This window comes from Antarctobacter heliothermus (genome assembly GCF_002237555.1).
GTDB lineage: Bacteria > Pseudomonadota > Alphaproteobacteria > Rhodobacterales > Rhodobacteraceae > Antarctobacter > Antarctobacter heliothermus_B.
In genome coordinates this window covers 1,707,885-1,724,796 of the sequence record NZ_CP022540.1, presented here as the reverse complement: position 1 = coordinate 1,724,796, position 16,912 = coordinate 1,707,885, and the positions used below count along the sequence as shown (strand labels likewise).

Genomic DNA, 16,912 nt, shown 5'->3' with positions numbered 1-16,912 from the left:
CCTACGATGTAGCGCCGCGCAGCTGCGGATCAGCCCCGCACCCAGCCCACGATCTGACCCGCTGGCATTGCCCCGGACTGGCGCTTGGCCTCGCGTCCACCTGCAAAGGCCACCATGGTGGGAATACCCCGGATGCCATGTTGTGCGCCGATCTGAGGGAAATCCTCTGTATTGAGTTTGACCAACCGCGCCTCAGTGCCAAGCAGGGACGCTGCCTTGCCAAATTCAGGTGCCATCGAGCGGCAGGGACCACACCACGGTGCCCAGAAATCGACCACCAACGGCACGTCGTCGGTGCGCGCGGCCTTGGCCAGAGTGGCGGCATCGACCTCCATCGCCTTACCCGGCATCAATCTGGCCCCGCAGGTTCCGCATTTCGGTCCCGACGCCAGTTTTTCCGCCGGAACCCGGTTCACTTGCCCGCAGTCCAGACAGGTCAGCTTCTTTCCCGCCATCTCAATCCCTCCGATTCGCATTCCGCACTCACATTCACTTTGCAGTATGTGATTGGACAGACACCGCATCAAGCGGCATTCGGGAAAACCGCGCCACGGCGGTCGGGCCAGCCGCCAGTCCTACTCCATCCCCTGCGGCCCGTGCTTCAACAAGACGGGCACGATCAGGTCCTCTTCGTCCTCCAGATGACGCAATAAGAGCGTCTCAAACCCCGTGATCTCCGTATGAAAGGCACCCCGTTCGATCTTGTCCTGCAGCACTCCATTGGCGGACTCAGCAAAGCGCTGCAGAAGCCCGTCCATCGCGTGATGGTCGCGGTCCAGAATGTCGAACCCGCGCGACAGTCGCGCCTCATAGGCGACCAGTTTGGGGAAATAGTGCACGTCCTCGATCTGGTGGTGGTCGTGAAGCTGTTGCAGCAACATGCCACCGAAGCGCGTCAACCGCGCCTGCATCCGGCGCAGGTCGATGGCGCCATCAACGGCGGCCTCTGCATCTTGCCGGAGCGTTTCTGCAAGACGGCGGAACATCAGGTGCCGGTCCAGCCAGAACGCCACCAAGCCATCAAAGTTGCGATGCGTCTGCCATGTGTCGCGCGGATAGTCGGCACGCAGGGCATACAGCGCCTCTGGCAGACCGTCGCGGCGGGTCAGGTCAAGTGTCTTGTCCATGCCCGCAGGATGGTGCCGAACGGGGCAGAGTCAACGCAGCACATGCACAGCGCATTGGGCATGGCGCACCACCTGAGCTGCGGTCGAGCCCAGCAGCAGATCCTGCATTCCGGGCAGATGCGAGGCGATTACGATCAGATCGACAGGATTGTCCGCAGCCCAGTCCAGAATGGTCCGCCCGGAATGGCCCGACACCACCAGACCAACTCCGCCCGGCACCACCGCGGCGATGTCGTTGAGTTCACTTTCGATCGCCAGTCGAGCCTGCGCCGTATAGTCGGCAGGCAAGTAACTGACAGCATAGCCCGGCACCTGTTCCATAACGTGCAAAAACGTGATGCGCGCATCCTCAGTCGCCAGTCTTTGCGCCACCGCCGTGGCGGACTTGATCCGGGCATCGCTGTCTTCGCCAAAGGCGAGAGGGACTAAAATGTTCTTGTACATGGGCATTCCTCCTGATGGGACCAGAGTGAGCGAAGGCGCAGTAACCCGCCTTGATACAGGTCATGTGCCCCTGCCCCCTGCCCGCCATTGGAGGGTCATGATCACGACACATTGTCCGCCTAGCCTGTTGAGCGGTGTCAGAACGCACCGCAAACTGGCCTTTTTGCCGTTCACAGAACGGGTCGGCAGGGTCCGATCGCCGAAAGGCGGCCTTTCCGCATGGACCAGACGTCTCCTTGCCGGAAAGTTGGCAAGGAGTTTGCGCGATGCGTTACCTGATCGCCGAAACCAATTGGTCGCTGATGACGCTGGCCAGCGCGCTATCTGACGCGGGCAACCTGTTGACCCGGACCGACCGGCCAGAGGACATTCTCCACTTTCTCCACATCACACCCGCCGACCTGCTGGTGCTTGACGCCAGAGATCTGGACCGCCCCAGCCTGTCACTGGCAAACCTGCGGCGTGCCCATCCCCTTATGCCGATTGCATTGATGGCAAAAGACGCCTCACACACTCAGATCGTGCGCTGGCTGGAAAGCGGGGCCGATACGGTTCTTGACCCGGCCAGCCCGCCCGAAGAGGCCATGATGGGCCTTTCGGCTATAGCCCGCAGGGCACACGGACTGGCGCAACCGGTGCTGCGCTATGGTCCCCTGTCGATAGACCTGCAACACCGCATAGCCCATCTGACGGGCTGCCCGATCAAGCTGAGCCCCAAGGTCTATGAACTGCTGGAATACATTGCGTTGCGCCCCCGGCGACTGATCAACCGGGCCGCGCTGCTGGGCCATATCTACGGGTTGGAGGATGAACCCGATCCGCGTGTGTTCGATGTCTATGTCTGCAACCTGCGGGCCTGCCTTGCGGCCACTGAAGGGGCTGTCGACATAGAAACAGTGCGCGGATCGGGCTATCGGTTTGTCCCCAACTGCCTCGACGGGGCCATCGCTGCCTGAGGCCGCCTAGTAGGTCGCCGCCACATCATAAAGGACCGGCTCAAAACTGCGGCAAAAGCTGTTCAGCGCGCGATTGCGCTCTCGCATTTCGCCGGATCGCAACATGGCAAGGAAATCCTCGCGCCGCTCCCATTGCGAATAATTGGCGATCCGCGTCTGCGCGTCGTTGACGTGCAGTGCGGCAGCGATGAAACCGGGCCGTTTCGAGATGAACTCGGCATAGGCCGACTGCAGCGCGTCCAGCAGATCCTGACATTGGCCTGGACTGGTCTCAAACGTAGTAATGACGGTTTGGGCGTCGGACGTCACGGTAATCCTGGGCATCGGGCTCTCCTCTTCTGAATAGAGTGTGGCATGGATTGCGACCGTGGCCAAACCCGCGCGGTCACGGGCCGACACCGTGTAGAGGGGTGGAAATTCTTGACAGGTCAGGGCGCGTAGGGCCACACAGTGTCCAATCCGAAAAGATCAAGCGCACAAGCGCGGCACGAGCAGGACACAGGCCCATGAGCAGCACCAAGCGTATCGAGGAGTCGGTCCGCGATTCCATCATTTCCCGCCCCGACATGATTCTTGACGACAAGGATCTTATGCAGGCCCTGATCGCCTCGAATGAGCGGACGATGGGTGGAAACATCATCGATCTGCGCGGAATCGCGATGGAGCGACTGGAATCGCGGCTAGACCGGCTGGAGGACACCCATCGCAGCGTGATCGCGGCGGCCTATGAGAACCTCGCTGGAACCAACCAGATTCACCGCGCAGTGTTGCGGATGTTGGACCCCGTCGATTTTGAAACATTCCTGCACGACCTTGGCGGCGAGGTAGCGCAGATTCTGCGCGTCGACATGATCCGCCTTGTTCTGGAAACCGCGCAAGAAGACGACGACCCGGTGGTGCGCCGCCTTGGCGACGTGCTGTCGGTGGCCGAACCCGGTTTTGTCGAGGCCTATGCCGGTGAGGGCCGTGAGGCGCCAATGCGTCCGGTTGTACTGCGGCAGGTGCAACAGGGCGGCGAGACGATCTATGGCGAGCGCGCCGAATGGATGCGCTCTGAGGCTTGTCTGCGTCTGGATTTCGGTCCCGGTCGCCTGCCCGGCCTGCTTGTCATGGGGTCCGAAGACCCCCATCAATTCACGCCGCAACAGGGCACCGATCTGCTGGCCTTCTTTGGAGGCGTGTTTGAGCGGGCGATGCGGCGGTGGCTGGCCTGAGGCCGGGTGCGCAATGAGCCTTGAGATCTCTCCTGCCGCCCGCGACGTGTTGGCCAACTGGCTGGAGGCTTGCAAGGCGCTGGATGGCGCTGCCGACAATACGCTGAGCGCCTATCGCACCGACGTGCTGGATTTCATTGTCTTTCTGACAGCACATCACGCCGAACCGCAGGGATTGGCCCCGCTGGCACGCGTGACCACGACCGACATGCGGTCTTGGATGGCGCATCTGCGTCGGCAGGACATCGGCGCGCGGTCAGTGGCGCGCAAACTGTCCGCAGTCAAAAGCTTTTACCGCTGGCTAGCGCGCCGCGAAGGGTTTGAAGCGACCGCCGTGTTGTCGGCCCGCGCGCCCAAGTTTCAAAAGAAATTGCCCCGCCCGCTGACAGAGGACGCCGCGCGTGCAATGATCGACACGGTCGAGGTGCAATCGCGCGAAGGCTGGCAGGGCGCGCGTGACGCCGCCGTGGTCACCCTGCTTTATGGCTGTGGATTGCGCATCTCCGAGGCATTGGGCCTAACAGGCCGTGACCTGCCGTTGGGTGCGTCTCTGCGAATCGTCGGCAAGGGCGGCAAGGAACGGATCGTTCCGGTGCTGCCAGTTGCGGTCCGGGCAGTCGACACCTACCTGCGGCTGTGCCCCTTTCCGGTCGAACCGGACGCCGCACTGTTTCGTGGCGCGCGCGGCGGCGCGTTGAACCCGCGACTGGTGTCCAAGGCGACGGAACGCGCGCGGATGCAACTGGGCCTGCCCGCCACGGCCACGCCGCACGCCATGCGCCACAGCTTTGCCACGCATCTGTTGGCTGCGGGCGGCGATCTGCGTGCCATACAGGAACTTCTGGGCCACGCGTCCCTGTCAACAACGCAGGCCTACACGGCAGTGGATGAGGTTCACCTGATGAAGGTCTACGAGGCAACGCACCCCAAGGCGTGACGCCGGTCGTGCAACCTGTTTACCTGTCCGCCGGGCGAGTCGCCCCTGCAACGATAAGGACATCCGATGCAACTGCTCCATTCCGCCGCCTCGCCCTTTGTCCGCAAGGTCATGGTCACCCTGCACGAGACCGGGCAGATGGACGATGTGGAGATCGTGAACGTCAAGACCACCCCCGTGGCCCCCAATCCGGCGCTGATTTCCGCCAATCCGCTGGGCAAGATCCCGGCGTTGATGCGCACCAACGGCCCGACGCTCTATGACAGTCGGGTGATCTGCCGCTTTTTGAACGACCGCGCCAAGGCGGAACTGTATCCGGAATCCCGCATCTGGGACACCCTGACGTTGGAGGCGACGGGCGACGCGATCATGGATGCGGCGGTTCTGATCGTCTACGAAGAGCGCTTTCGCACACCGGAAAACGTCTCGATGGATTGGATCGAAGGTCAGTGGGCCAAGGTGTCGCGCGCCCTGGACGCATTGGGCACCCGCTGGATGAGCCACCTGCAGGGCCGCATGGACATGGGTCATATCGCTGTGGGCTGCGCACTGGGGTACCTTGATTACCGGCATGAAGCGCGGTCTTGGCGCACGGGCCGCGATACGTTGTCCGATTGGTATGCAGAGTTTGCCCAACGCCCGTCGATGATCGCGACGATGCCCAGCGGTTGACACGAAAAAGGGCGGACATCTGTCCGCCCACTGTGAAACCAATTGGCGGGGTCAACCCCGCATCCCGTCAGAAATTCAGCGAGATACCGACATTCAGCGCGTTGGTCTTGATGTCGGTCTTGAACGTACCGCCATCGTCAAACGTGCCTTCGTTTGCGGAATAGGTGAACTGGTATTCCCCGAAGACCGAAAAGCGATCGCTGATCGGATAGCTGGCACCGGCAGTCAAACGCATGGCCGGACCTGTAACCTGAAATCCGTATGTGTCCGAACCGCTGACATGGTCAGCGTCGACATGCGGAAACGCGATCCCCAAACCGCCGCCGACATAGGGCGTCACCTTGCCCCAGCGTTCCGGCCAGCGGCGCATGACGTTCGCCGTCAGGACGTTGTGGCCGTCCGTAAACTCGAGCCGGTCAAAGCCAAGGGCCTTTTGCGTCGAATCGTCTGCATATGCCTTGGTATGGGTGTATTCGACGCCAAAGCCCAATGTATCGCTGCGCCACCATGTTGCACGCGCGCCATAGTAGGGCGGCATGGTAAAGGGCTTGCCCTCCCAGCCGACGAGTTCGTCGTATGATCCGCCACCATTGGGCAACTTGCCCGAGATTCGGCTATGCGGAAGGGTTTGCCACCCGGAGTAGATAGAAAGCTCCATCTCAGCCGCAGCAGGTGCTGCAAGACCAATCAGGATACCCAAGGAAAGAATCAAACGCCGCATGTCGCCGCCTCTATCGTTCGTTGATAGGACATAATCATTGGGAAGGGGCGGTTTCAACCGCGACAGATGCGCGCGAGAATTGAGTGTGAGGCTTTTGCATCCTTTACCACTCTGAGGCACCCGGCTAGATACCGTGCCTGAGCGGGGTCCAGAGTCTGTGGAGGCTCCGGATTCATGGGTTTACCGCGGGCCGCCGGCCCCACAGCAATGGAGCGAACCTCGTGTCCCACGCAGAAGACCACGAAGGCACCAGAAGAGATTTCCTCTACTACGCCGCCGGCGGCGCCGGAGTCGTCACAACAGCCGCAGCCGTATGGCCGCTGGTCAATCAAATGAACCCTTCGGCCGACGTGCGCGCATTGTCGACCATCCGGGTTGACGTGTCTGGCGTTGCCCCCGGCACTCAATTGACCGTCAAATGGCTGGGCAAGCCGGTTTTCATCCGCCACCGCACCGGTGCCGAGATTGAAGAAGCCAAGGAACAAGAAGTGGCCTTTGCAGCAGGCGAGAGCGTCGTTGACACCAACGCGCGCAACGCCAACCTGGCCGATTCAAATGCACCCGCAACCGATGCCAACCGGACGATGCCCTCGCCCGAGGGTGAAGCGCCACAAGCGTGGCTGGTCCAGATGGGTGTCTGCACCCACTTGGGCTGTGTGCCGCTGGGCGATGCCGGTGAATTTGGCGGCTGGTTCTGCCCCTGCCACGGGTCGCACTACGATCTGGCGGGCCGCATCCGCAAAGGCCCCGCCCCCGAAAACCTGCCTGTCCCGCCCGCCGAATGGGTCGACGACAGCACGATCCTGCTGGGTTAAGGAGCTAGAACATGGCTGGAATTCCACACGACCATTATGAGCCCAAGACCGGCGTAGAAAAGTGGCTGCACAGCCGCCTGCCGATCGTGGGTCTTCTGTACGACACGATCATGATCCCCACCCCCAAGAACCTGAACTGGATGTGGATCTGGGGTATTGTCCTGACCTTCTGTCTGGTGCTGCAAATCGCCACCGGGGTCATTCTGGCGATGCACTACACACCGCATGTTGATCTGGCCTTTGCCTCGATCGAACACATCATGCGCGATGTGAACGGCGGTCACTTTATCCGCTACCTGCACATGAATGGCGCCTCGCTGTTCTTTGTCGCTGTATATGCCCACATCTTCCGTGGTCTGTACTACGGATCGTACAAGGCCCCGCGTGAAGTGACGTGGATCATCGGCATGTTGATCTACCTGTGCATGATGGGCACCGGCTTTCTGGGCTATGTTCTGCCCTGGGGTCAGATGTCCTTCTGGGGCGCGACCGTGATCACCGGCCTGTTTGGTGCCATCCCGCTGGTGGGTGAACCGATCCAGACATGGTTGCTAGGTGGACCGGCGGTGGACAACGCCACGCTGAACCGCTTTTTCTCGCTGCACTACCTGCTGCCTTTCGTGATCGCCGCGCTGGTCGCCGTTCACATCTGGGCCTTCCACACCACGGGCAATAACAACCCGACCGGTGTCGAGGTGCGTCGCGCGTCCAAGGCAGAGGCCGAAAAGGACACCGTTCCGTTCTGGCCCTACTATGTGATCAAGGATCTGTTTGCGCTGGCGCTGATCATGGCAGTCTTCTTTGCCATCGTCGGTTTCATGCCGAACTACCTGGGCCACCCCGACAACTACATTGAGGCGAACCCGCTTTCGACGCCCGCACACATCGTGCCGGAGTGGTACTTCCTGCCGTTCTACGCGATCCTGCGCGCCTTCACCTCGGACGTCTGGCTGGTGCAATTCGCCTCCTTCGTCACAGGCGGCATAATCGACGCCAAGTTCTTTGGCGTGCTGGCGATGTTCGGTGCGATCCTTGTCATGGCGCTGGTGCCTTGGCTTGACACCTCTTCAGTGCGTTCGGGCAAATACCGCCCGATGTTCAAGTGGTGGTTCGGTCTGCTGGTGATCGACTTCTTTGCGCTGATGTGGCTGGGCGCCATGCCCGCCGAGGAACCCTACGCCAGCTTCTCGCTGATCGCCTCGGCCTACTGGTTTGCCTATTTCCTGATCATCCTGCCGCTCTTGGGTGTGATCGAAAAACCGCTGGCACAGCCCGACACAATCGAGGCCGACTTCGACGCGCACTATCCGCCGAAGGACGCGGCAAAGGGCACTGCTGCCCCGACCCCGGCCGAATAAGACAGGAAGGACCGTAAGAGATGTTCAAGAAACTTACCCTCGCGGCCTTCGTGGCCCTCGGTCTGGCCGGCGGCGCACATGCCGCCGGTGGCGAGGCCCATGTCGAAGACTTTGCCTTCTCGTTCGAAGGCCCCTTCGGCACCTGGGACCAGAACCAGCTGCAGCGCGGCCTCAAGGTTTACACAGAGGTTTGTTCAGCCTGTCACGGGCTGCGCTACGTCCCGCTGCGCGATCTCAAGGCGCTCGGCTACAGCGAAGAGCAGGTCATCGCCTATTCCGCCAACTTCGAGGTGTTCGACGCAGAGCTGGACGACTTCCGCCCAGCGATCCCGACCGATCACTTCCCGGCGGTGACCTCTGCCGGGGCGCCCGACCTGTCGATGATGGCCAAGGCGCGCGCAGGCTTTCACGGCCCCTACGGCCTTGGCATCAACCAGATGTTCAAGGGCATGGGCGGTCCGGAATACATCGCCTCGCTGCTGAGCGGCTACACCGGCGAAGAAAAGGAAGAAGCAGGTTCGATCCTCTATGAGAACCACGCCTTTCCCGGAGGCTGGATTTCGATGGCACCGCCGCTGTATGGCGAGGACGTCGATTTTGACGATGGCCACTCCAACGACCTGCACCATGAGGCGCAAGACCTTGCCGCCTTCCTGATGTGGACCGCAGAGCCCAAGTTGATGGCCCGCCGCGAAGCAGGCTTTATCGGTGTGTTCTTTCTGGTGGTGCTGACCGCGCTTCTCTATCTGGTCAACAAGCGCCTCTGGGCCCCGATCAAGCGCAAGCCGACAGCCTGATCACAGTGACATGACAAAAGAAAAGCCCCGCCAATCTGGCGGGGCTTTTTCGTTTCTGGCGCGCGGGTCGGGCATTAGTCTGCCGTGCCGATATAGTCGCGAAAGGCCTGTGGCGGATCACCAAAGAACCTTTCCGTCGGAACAGGTGGATGCGCCATTCCCTCGGCAACCAACACCACGTCCTGCGCCCAACCAGCGCCATCGCGTGGGTCATGGGTCACCATGACCACCAGCGCGGCAAGGCTCTCTCCCACCTCGCGCACCAGATCCAGCATTTCGCGTTTCAACGCCGGTCCCAGCGCGGCAAACGGTTCATCCAGCAGGATCACCGGCCGCGCCATCAGCAGCACGCGCGCCAGCGCAGCGCGCCCCTGCTGGCCACCGGACAGGGTACCGGGCTTACGGTCCGCCATGCCCTCCAGACCTACGCGGCGCAATGCGCCCTCGATCCGTGCGCGCGCCTCATCGTCGGGGCGGCGACCGTCGGGATGCAGGGCCAGACACAGGTTCCGTGCCAGCGTCAGATGGGGAAACAGATTGCTGTCCTGAAACAGGATAGAGACCGGGCGCGCCTCGGGGCGCAGATGTGTCAGGTTACGGTCTTGCCAGAGGATGCGCCCCTGCGTCGTCTCACGAAACCCGGCAATGGCGTCCAACAGCGTCGACTTGCCCGCGCCGGACGGGCCCAACAGCGCCACCCGCCGACCGGGTGGCAGCACCAGATCAGCCTTCAAAGCGTCCGCGTCCATTGGCACCTGTAGATCCTCAAGTCGCAGCATTCACCCGTCCTCCACGATCGAACAGCCAGAACAGACTGAGACTGAGCATCAACAACAGCAGCGCCGCCCCGGCCGCTGCCTCCATCTGGTATGATCCCATCAAACGGTACACCTGTAGGGGCAGGGTTGTCCGATCCGGGTCTGCAAACAACGCGATAACTCCCAGATCGCCCATCGCCAACGCCGCCGTCAGCCCGGCGGCAAAGCCCATGGGCCGCCGAAGACGCGGCAGCCAGATCAGCCGTAACCACGCCAAGGGTGTCATGCGTAGGGTTGCCCGCAGGCGGCCATAGTCGCGCGCAACGGCCTCTGCCTCTGGCCGCAAGATGCGCAATGCAAAGGGCAACGCCATCAGCGCATTGACCAGACCCGTCACCGGCAGTGCCAGATCAAACGGGTTCATGAACGGTCGCACGATCAGGAACAGCCCCGTGCCCAGCACCAGTGGCGAAATCGCGATGGCGGGCAAGGCCAACAGTTCTCCCCGGCGCGACGCCAATGGCAGCGCCCAAGCCATACATAACGCCGTCGAGCCCAACGCCACCATCAGCGAATGCCCCGCCGCGCGCAGCGTGTCCGGGCCAAGCAGCCATAGCCCCGGCACGCCCCGCAAGACCGCCGTCGACAACGGCACCAACAGGAACAGTGCCGCCAGTACAATCCACGCACCGTCCCAGATCCGGGCCAACGGCCCCTGCCCGTCCCAGCGTGGCACCACCCGGTCGCGCCCCGCGCCAAAGCCGCTTTGCCCTGCAAAACGCAAGGCCACCAACCCCGCCGCCAGCGCCAGCGCCAGTTGCAACACCGCCAACGCCGCCGCCCGGCCTAAATCAAATTCAAAACGCATGGCCTGATAGATCGCCAGTTCCACCGTCGTGGCCCGTGGACCTCCGCCCAGCGTCAACGCCACCGCAAAGCTGGTCAGGCAGATCACGAATATTACCGTAAATGCCCCGGGCAAGACCCTGGCCATCAATGGCCCGTCGATTACCCGCCATTGCGCCTGCCCGCTCAACCCCAACGAGGCCGTCAGCCGGAAATGCTCTGCCGGGACGGCCTGCCAGGCGGAAAACAGCATCCGCACTGCCAGTGGCAGGTTGAAAAACACATGAGCCAGCACGACCCCGTGCACGCCGTAAATATCAATGGTCGGCAGCCCCAAAGCTGCCAGGCCCGCATTAACCAGCCCTGCCTGTCCAAAAACCGCGATCAGCCCCATGACCGCCACGATCACCGGCAGGATGAACGGCGCGCCCAAGAGCGTCACCAGCAAACCGCGCCCAGAAAATCGCCGCCGTGCCATGGCCTTGGCCACCGGCACCGCCAGCACCACGCTGAACGCGGCCGACAGCAAAGCTTGCCACAGGGTAAAGCGCACCGCTTGCCAATCGCCCGGGCCAAGAACACCAAAGCCCCCGGCCCGCGCCAGCACCACAGCCACCGGCCCCAGCGTCAAAAACGCTAGGGCCAGTGCCGCGCTTACCGCGAGAGCGCGCGCCGCCATGCCTCGATGGCCTCTGCGCGCAACTCTGCCGCCTCATCCTCGGAATAAAACAGAACGTTTTCCGGCAGATCCAGCTTTTGGAACCCCTCGGGCCACTTGTCCTGCGACAGCGCCGCAGGGATGGACCAGTTGCCAGTTGCGATCATACCTTGGAATTCTTCGCTGAGGACAAAGGACATGAACTGATCCGCCAGTTCTGGTTGATCTGTCCCGGCCAGTTTCGCCGCCAGTTCGACCATGAAGTAGTGACCTTCGGGGAATATCGCGGCCTTCTTGGTCTCATCCTCTTCGGCGATGATGTGATAGGCGGGCGATGTGGTGTAGCTGAGTACCATGTCCACCTCGCCATCGGTGAACATGCCATAGCTTTCCGACCAGCCTTTGGTCGCGGTGACGATTTTCGGGGCCAGTTTGTCCCACGCGGCTTCTGCCTCGTCGCCGTAGACCGCTTGCACCCATAGAACCAGCGCAAGGCCGGAAATTGAGGATCGCGGATCCTGGATCACCAGACGCAGATCATCGGGCGCGTCCAGCAGCGCGTCAAAACTCGCCGGCGGCGTTTCGATGCGGGTGGTGTCATAGACAAACGCCGTGTGCCCATAGTTGAACGGCAGGAACACCTCATCCGTCCATTCCAGTGGCAGCGTCAGAGGCGACAAGTCCACCCCATGCGGTGCGAACAACCCGGACTCACGCGCCTTTTTCGTGACATCCGTGTTCAGGCCAATCACAACGTCGGCCTCAGTGCGGTCGCCTTCCAGCAGGATGCGCGGCAGCAAATCGCCGGGTTTGAATTGCAGGTCGCAGGCGCAACGCGCCTCAAACAGTTCCTCAATCTTTGGGCCCGGCCCCCATTCGGAAACAAAATAGTCAGGGGCATAAACTGTCAGAACAGGTGTCTCAGCCATGGCAAGGCCAGCGCTGAGACATCCCGCGGCAACAGTGAAGGTCAGTGATCTCATGAGATCCTCCAAAATTGCGGCGCGAGGGCAAGATTGGAGTCCGTCGTAGCGGCCCGCACCCTTCCCTCCGCCGGTTTTAACCGGTTCAGGTTCAACGGGTTCGTCCGCGGTACGGACATCTCAGACGGTTCACCAACCGACACCCCGAGGTGAGGTGGACCCTAGCGCCCCTGCGTGGGAACTTCAACAATCTCCGTGACTTTTTTGCGGTACTATGATACCACCAGTACATACAGAAATTTCAGGAGAAAGGAGGCGCCCTTGGGGGAACGCGTATAATGATTTTATGTCTCGAGCTGGCCAGTATCTGGCTCATCTACCTTTGTTTCGGCTGGCTGGCGGCTTTTGAAATACCGCTCTGGCTGTCTACTTTCATCGTCATTGCCGTTGATCGCGCCACCAGCGCTGTCGCGGATATTGCCCGCCACCGGCGGGAGTTGCTCGAATAGTCTTGGCTTTGGCACCCGCCTTGCGTATTTCGCCCTCAAATAGAGGGGACGCGCCATGAGCCTGAACACATTTGGACATCTCTTTCGTGTCACAACCTGGGGCGAAAGCCACGGACCCGCCTTGGGCGCGACGGTAGACGGCTGCCCGCCGGGGATCGAAATCACCGAGGCGCAGTTGCAGCACTGGCTGGACATGCGCAAACCGGGCCAGAACAAATACACCACCCAGCGGCGCGAAGCGGATGCGGTCCGGATCCTATCGGGTGTCTTTGAGGGACGGACCACCGGCACCCCGGTGCAGTTGATGATCGAGAACACCGATCAGCGGTCCAAGGACTACTCGGAAATCGCGGAAAAATTCCGGCCCGGTCATGCCGACATCACCTATTTTCAGAAATACGGTCTGCGCGATTATCGCGGCGGCGGGCGGTCCTCTGCCCGCGAAACCGCTGCGCGGGTGGCCGCTGGCGGGCTTGCCCGTGCGGCTCTGGCGGCGTTGGTCCCCGGGATAGACCTGCGCGGCTACATGGTTCAGATGGGCCCACGCAAGGCGGACAGGGCACAATTTGACGACGCGCAGATTGCTGCCAACCCGTTCTGGTGCCCTGATCCGCAGGCCGCCGAGGAATGGGCCGGGTATCTGGATACGTTGCGCAAATCGGGCGAAAGCGTCGGTGCGGTGATCGAGGTGGTAGCCCGCGGCGTGCCCGCTGGGCTTGGCGCACCGGTTTATGGCAAGCTGGACACAGATCTGGCGGCCGCGATGATGTCGATCAACGCCGTCAAAGGGGTAGAGATTGGCGACGGCATGGCAACCGCCGCCCTGACCGGAACCGAAAACGCCGACGAGATCACCATGAGTAAGGACGGGCCTGTCTACAGCTCGAACCACGCAGGCGGCATCCTTGGCGGCATTTCCTCCGGGCAGGACATCGTCGTGCGTTTTGCCGTCAAACCGACCTCTTCCATCCGGACACCGCGCAAGACCATCACGGTTCACGGCGAAAACACCGAGATCGTCACCAAGGGTCGCCATGATCCTTGTGTCGGCATCCGCGCTGTGCCGGTGGGTGAGGCGATGATGGCCTGTGTTCTGCTAGACCACCTGCTGCTGCATCGTGGTCAGGTTGGCGACGCTGGCGGACGCATCGGTGATACCGACCGGCCCTGAACCGGATCGCCCGGGTCAGAAATCCGTCCACTGGCCCTCGCCGCCCGCCGCCTTGCGACGTGGCGGAGTGGCGTCATACAGGCTGGCACCTTCGGCGCTGTCAGGGTCGACCACGACCTGAACGGGCTCCGGCTCTATGGTCCCGGCGGACCAATTTCCGTGCACCAACCTCTCAGTGTCCGCAGCGGAACAAGTGTCGTCTAGTTTTGGTTTTTGATGGTCCGGCCAACCCTCTGTTCCGGGTTCGGGCGTTGCGCTCGCCAACGAACCGATGGCATTCACTGTCTCGGCGCCCGAGAACCGCGACAGAACATCCGACAGACGTGTGGCCTCGACCCGCAACTCCTGACTGGCCGTATTGGTCTGACTGACCATGGCGGCGTTTTGCTGGACCGCCTTGTCCAGTTCGCTCACCCCCATGTTGATCTCACGCACACCGCTGGCCTGATCTTTGGCCGATGTGGCGATGTCAGAGACCATGACGGAGACTTCTGTCACGCTGTCGACGATGTGGTTCAGGGTTTCGCTGGTTTCCTGTACCAGCTTTTCGCCGTCTTCGACCTGTTGCGAACTGTTCAGAACTAGTTCCTTGATCTCGCTAGCGGATTCCGACGCACGCTGTGCAAGACTGCGAACTTCGGATGCCACTACAGAGAACCCCTTGCCGGATTCACCGGCGCGGGCCGCTTCGACCCCGGCGTTCAGCGCCAGCAGATTGGTCTGGAACGCGATGTCGTCGATGACCGTGATGATTTGTGAAATCTGGTTGGACGATTTTGCGATCGACCCCATCGCCTCTAGTGCGCGCGCCATGACCTCACCGCCTCTTTCGGCGCGTCGTCGCCCCTCTACGACCTTGGAATCCACGTCCTGCGCCCGTTCCGACGCCGATTGCACACTGGCTGACAATTCATCCAGCGCCGCGGCCGATTCCTCCAGCGTGGCGGCCTGAACCTCGGTTCGGCGCGACATCTCATCCGACATAGTCGACAGCTCGTTGGCATTGCCCGTCACCGCGTCTGCACTTTGCTGTAGGGAGCCGACAAGCCCCTCAAGAGCCTCTGCTAGGCAGTTGAAATCCGTGCACAGGGTGACATAGCTCTCCCCCAGATCCTGCCATTCCACGCCGTTAATTCGGCTGCGCAGGTCGCCGTTCCGCAAGCGGCTCATCGCGGTCCCAAAGGTCTGGAACAGATCGACCCGGCGACCGTTTTCCTCGGTTGCGCGTTTCTCGGCGGCATCGGCTGCGACCAGCTTGCCCCGCAGATCCTCAAGCCCGCGCGAAATCATCCCTGCCTCATCTGCGCGGTCTGTATCGGCAAGCTCAAATTCGTAGTCGTGATCTGCCATGCGGGCCACCGCATCGCTGGCGCGCCGAATGGGCAGGGACAGCGACCGTCCAAAGACAAAGGCAAAAAACAAGGCAACCAACATGACCAGCCCGTTGCCAACAAGCTGCTTGATGTCTGCGGCTGCCGCCACCCGGGTTGCCTCTGCATCCAGCACCGACACCTTTTTGAATAGATCCTCGGACATGGCAGCCAATTCGGCGCGCGTTTCTTCCAACACCGGCAAGATCGCTTTGTAAGCAAAGGCCTTGCGGTCAAACAGCGTCAGCCCGGCCAGCGTCTCGACGTCAACGGACAAAGGACGAAGGTTCGCCGCAATAAAGTCCAGATCGATCACCAAATCGCCCTCAGCCGCAGAGAACACACCCGGGACAGCGCCAAGGTGGCGGTGGACCGCCGCCATGCTGTTGCGCATTTCGTCGATCTGCGGATCGTCGCCTGCAACAAACAGCATCATCGCAAGTTCCGCATCCTGGGCCTGCCGAATGATCTGTCCCAACAGCTCACTTTCCTTTGACAGGTCCGAGGTTTGGCTCAGCTTGGTCGTCAGTTCGGATTTCACCGTCCAGGAAATGACCGACAGCACCAGAAGCGTCGCGATAAAGGCCGATGCCAGCAACATCACCTGTATTCGGATCGTGAACCTGCCCATGAAGTGCCCTCGCGCCATAACGCCAGGCACACAGGAACCCGGCTCTTGGAACCGGGTGTAGCGGCAGGTCCGTAAACAAACGTTACCGGACCCTCATCAGGGGTATTCAATTCTTGAGAGTTTTATCTTGTACCGCCGGTATTCTGGCCAATTGTACAGCCAGAATGCCAGCCGCGATTATCGCGACGCCGATCAGATCCAGAGGCCGCAGCGATTCGCCCAAAAGGACCGCAGCAATGGCCACACCAAAAAACGGGTTGAGAAAGTGAAACGTGGCCGAGCGCACGGCACCGATCCGGTCGACCAGCAAGAACCAGACCAACGTCGCGGCCAACCCCGGCACGAAAACCGTGTAGGCAAAGGCCACCACAAGGCTGACTGACCAGTCAACCTCCAGCGGTTCAAGTACCAGCGCTGGAACTGTCAGGACCGCGCAGCCCACCAGCATCTGCAACCCGACGACCATCAGAAAATTGCCCCCCGACGTCGCCCCGCGCAGCGACAGCGTGGCGACCGTCAGCGCAATAACCCCGGCCACACAAAGCGCGACCCCAAACGGATCAACCCCGCCGCCAAACCGCGCCCCCATGATCAAGGCAACGCCAAGAATACCTGCGAAAAGCCCGGCAAGAGCCAGCGGGCGCGGCCGGTCACCGTAAAACATCCAGCCAGCCAGCGCGACGAGGAGCGGCATTGTCGAGGCAACAATTGCCGCAAGCGAGGCCTCAACCGTTTGCATGGCAACAAACATCAGGCCCAGATACAGCGCGTTCTGACACAGACCAAAGATCATCGTCGCACGCCACTGGCTACGCGTCAGCCGCCAAGTCTGCCCCAGTATCCGGGCCAAAACAACCGCCAGCAGCCCCGAAATCAGGAACCGCAGCGCCAGCGCCGACAGCGGCGGTGCCGCGGCCACGATGATACGGGCGGAGGTAAAGGCCGAAGACCACATCACCGCAAAGGCGAGGCCCATAAAGATCGCGCGAATATCCATGGGCAAGG

At 61.6% G+C, this 16,912-nt stretch carries 19 protein-coding genes and 1 riboswitch; of the genes, 9 read left to right on the top strand and 10 right to left on the bottom strand.

The window, feature by feature from the left end:
- Window positions 1-29 precede the first annotated feature (29 nt).
- From trxC to ANTHELSMS3_RS08170, 3 genes are all read right to left on the bottom strand, one after another.
- Window positions 30-455, bottom strand: coding sequence for a thioredoxin TrxC (gene trxC / locus ANTHELSMS3_RS08180; RefSeq protein ID WP_094034443.1), 426 nt, complete (start codon window positions 453-455; stop codon window positions 30-32).
- A 120-nt stretch (window positions 456-575) separates the two neighbouring features.
- A complete protein-coding gene (locus ANTHELSMS3_RS08175) occupies window positions 576-1,127 on the bottom strand; it encodes a hemerythrin domain-containing protein (protein ID WP_094034442.1) in 552 nt (183 codons plus the stop codon).
- Window positions 1,128-1,157: 30 nt separating this feature from the next.
- Window positions 1,158-1,571 (bottom strand): universal stress protein, encoded by a 414-nt coding sequence (locus tag ANTHELSMS3_RS08170; RefSeq protein WP_094034441.1) that lies wholly within the window; start codon window positions 1,569-1,571, stop codon window positions 1,158-1,160.
- A 266-nt stretch (window positions 1,572-1,837) separates the two neighbouring features.
- Here ANTHELSMS3_RS08170 and ANTHELSMS3_RS08165 point away from each other — a divergent pair, with 266 nt between their 5' ends.
- Window positions 1,838-2,527: a winged helix-turn-helix transcriptional regulator gene (locus ANTHELSMS3_RS08165; RefSeq protein WP_094034440.1), complete on the top strand. Its 690-nt coding sequence runs from the start codon at window positions 1,838-1,840 to the stop codon at window positions 2,525-2,527.
- A gap of 6 nt (window positions 2,528-2,533) precedes the next feature.
- On the opposite strand, the gene ANTHELSMS3_RS08160 is transcribed toward ANTHELSMS3_RS08165, so the two are convergent.
- Window positions 2,534-2,851, bottom strand: a complete 318-nt coding sequence (locus ANTHELSMS3_RS08160; protein WP_094037005.1) for an antibiotic biosynthesis monooxygenase family protein — start codon at window positions 2,849-2,851, stop codon at window positions 2,534-2,536.
- 182 nt (window positions 2,852-3,033) lie between these two features.
- Between ANTHELSMS3_RS08160 and ANTHELSMS3_RS08155 the strand changes: the two genes are divergently transcribed.
- From ANTHELSMS3_RS08155 to ANTHELSMS3_RS08145, 3 genes are all read left to right on the top strand, one after another.
- Window positions 3,034-3,741, top strand: coding sequence for a DUF484 family protein (locus tag ANTHELSMS3_RS08155; protein WP_094034439.1), 708 nt, complete (start codon window positions 3,034-3,036; stop codon window positions 3,739-3,741).
- A 13-nt stretch (window positions 3,742-3,754) separates the two neighbouring features.
- Window positions 3,755-4,678, top strand: a complete 924-nt coding sequence (locus tag ANTHELSMS3_RS08150) for a tyrosine recombinase XerC (protein ID WP_094034438.1) — start codon at window positions 3,755-3,757, stop codon at window positions 4,676-4,678.
- A gap of 66 nt (window positions 4,679-4,744) precedes the next feature.
- On the top strand, window positions 4,745-5,350 hold the full coding sequence (locus ANTHELSMS3_RS08145; protein ID WP_094034437.1) for a glutathione S-transferase: 606 nt from the start codon (window positions 4,745-4,747) through the stop codon (window positions 5,348-5,350).
- Window positions 5,351-5,417: 67 nt separating this feature from the next.
- Here ANTHELSMS3_RS08145 and ANTHELSMS3_RS08140 read toward each other — a convergent pair whose 3' ends face one another.
- Window positions 5,418-6,071, bottom strand: coding sequence for an outer membrane protein (locus tag ANTHELSMS3_RS08140; RefSeq protein ID WP_094034436.1), 654 nt, complete (start codon window positions 6,069-6,071; stop codon window positions 5,418-5,420).
- Between the two features lie 221 nt (window positions 6,072-6,292).
- Between ANTHELSMS3_RS08140 and petA the strand changes: the two genes are divergently transcribed.
- Genes petA through ANTHELSMS3_RS08125 form a run of 3 tightly spaced genes read left to right on the top strand, consistent with a single transcriptional unit; the run spans window position 6,293 to window position 9,041 of the window.
- Entirely contained in the window at window positions 6,293-6,886 is a 594-nt protein-coding gene (petA, locus tag ANTHELSMS3_RS08135; protein WP_094034435.1) for a ubiquinol-cytochrome c reductase iron-sulfur subunit, read from the top strand.
- Between the two features lie 11 nt (window positions 6,887-6,897).
- Window positions 6,898-8,244, top strand: coding sequence for a cytochrome b (gene petB / locus ANTHELSMS3_RS08130; protein WP_094034434.1), 1,347 nt, complete (start codon window positions 6,898-6,900; stop codon window positions 8,242-8,244).
- A 20-nt stretch (window positions 8,245-8,264) separates the two neighbouring features.
- Complete coding sequence (locus ANTHELSMS3_RS08125) at window positions 8,265-9,041, top strand: cytochrome c1 (RefSeq protein ID WP_094034433.1); 777 nt, start codon at window positions 8,265-8,267, stop codon at window positions 9,039-9,041.
- 74 nt (window positions 9,042-9,115) lie between these two features.
- Here ANTHELSMS3_RS08125 and ANTHELSMS3_RS08120 read toward each other — a convergent pair whose 3' ends face one another.
- Genes ANTHELSMS3_RS08120 through thiB form a run of 3 tightly spaced genes read right to left on the bottom strand, consistent with a single transcriptional unit; the run spans window position 9,116 to window position 12,286 of the window.
- Window positions 9,116-9,820, bottom strand: a complete 705-nt coding sequence (locus ANTHELSMS3_RS08120; RefSeq protein ID WP_094034432.1) for a thiamine ABC transporter ATP-binding protein — start codon at window positions 9,818-9,820, stop codon at window positions 9,116-9,118.
- Entirely contained in the window at window positions 9,807-11,324 is a 1,518-nt protein-coding gene (locus ANTHELSMS3_RS08115) for a thiamine/thiamine pyrophosphate ABC transporter permease ThiP (RefSeq protein ID WP_094034431.1), read from the bottom strand. Before ANTHELSMS3_RS08115 ends, ANTHELSMS3_RS08120 begins: the two co-directional genes overlap by 14 nt.
- Window positions 11,300-12,286 (bottom strand): thiamine ABC transporter substrate binding subunit, encoded by a 987-nt coding sequence (thiB, locus tag ANTHELSMS3_RS08110; RefSeq protein WP_094034430.1) that lies wholly within the window; start codon window positions 12,284-12,286, stop codon window positions 11,300-11,302. Before thiB ends, ANTHELSMS3_RS08115 begins: the two co-directional genes overlap by 25 nt.
- A 44-nt stretch (window positions 12,287-12,330) precedes the next feature.
- A riboswitch (TPP riboswitch) is annotated at window positions 12,331-12,443 on the bottom strand.
- A 121-nt stretch (window positions 12,444-12,564) separates the two neighbouring features.
- On the opposite strand from thiB, the gene ANTHELSMS3_RS25460 reads away from it, so the two are divergent.
- Both ANTHELSMS3_RS25460 and aroC read left to right on the top strand, forming a co-directional pair.
- Window positions 12,565-12,735 carry a hypothetical protein gene (locus ANTHELSMS3_RS25460; protein ID WP_157733446.1) on the top strand — a complete coding sequence of 57 codons (171 nt, stop codon included), beginning with the start codon at window positions 12,565-12,567 and terminating at the stop codon, window positions 12,733-12,735.
- A 55-nt stretch (window positions 12,736-12,790) separates the two neighbouring features.
- Window positions 12,791-13,906, top strand: a complete 1,116-nt coding sequence (gene aroC, locus ANTHELSMS3_RS08105; RefSeq protein WP_094034429.1) for a chorismate synthase — start codon at window positions 12,791-12,793, stop codon at window positions 13,904-13,906.
- Window positions 13,907-13,921: 15 nt separating this feature from the next.
- Here aroC and ANTHELSMS3_RS08100 read toward each other — a convergent pair whose 3' ends face one another.
- Together ANTHELSMS3_RS08100 and ANTHELSMS3_RS08095 are read right to left on the bottom strand one after the other, a co-directional pair.
- Entirely contained in the window at window positions 13,922-15,907 is a 1,986-nt protein-coding gene (locus ANTHELSMS3_RS08100; RefSeq protein WP_254694884.1) for a methyl-accepting chemotaxis protein, read from the bottom strand.
- A 106-nt stretch (window positions 15,908-16,013) separates the two neighbouring features.
- Window positions 16,014-16,904, bottom strand: coding sequence for a DMT family transporter (locus ANTHELSMS3_RS08095; protein ID WP_094034427.1), 891 nt, complete (start codon window positions 16,902-16,904; stop codon window positions 16,014-16,016).
- Window positions 16,905-16,912 lie beyond the last annotated feature (8 nt).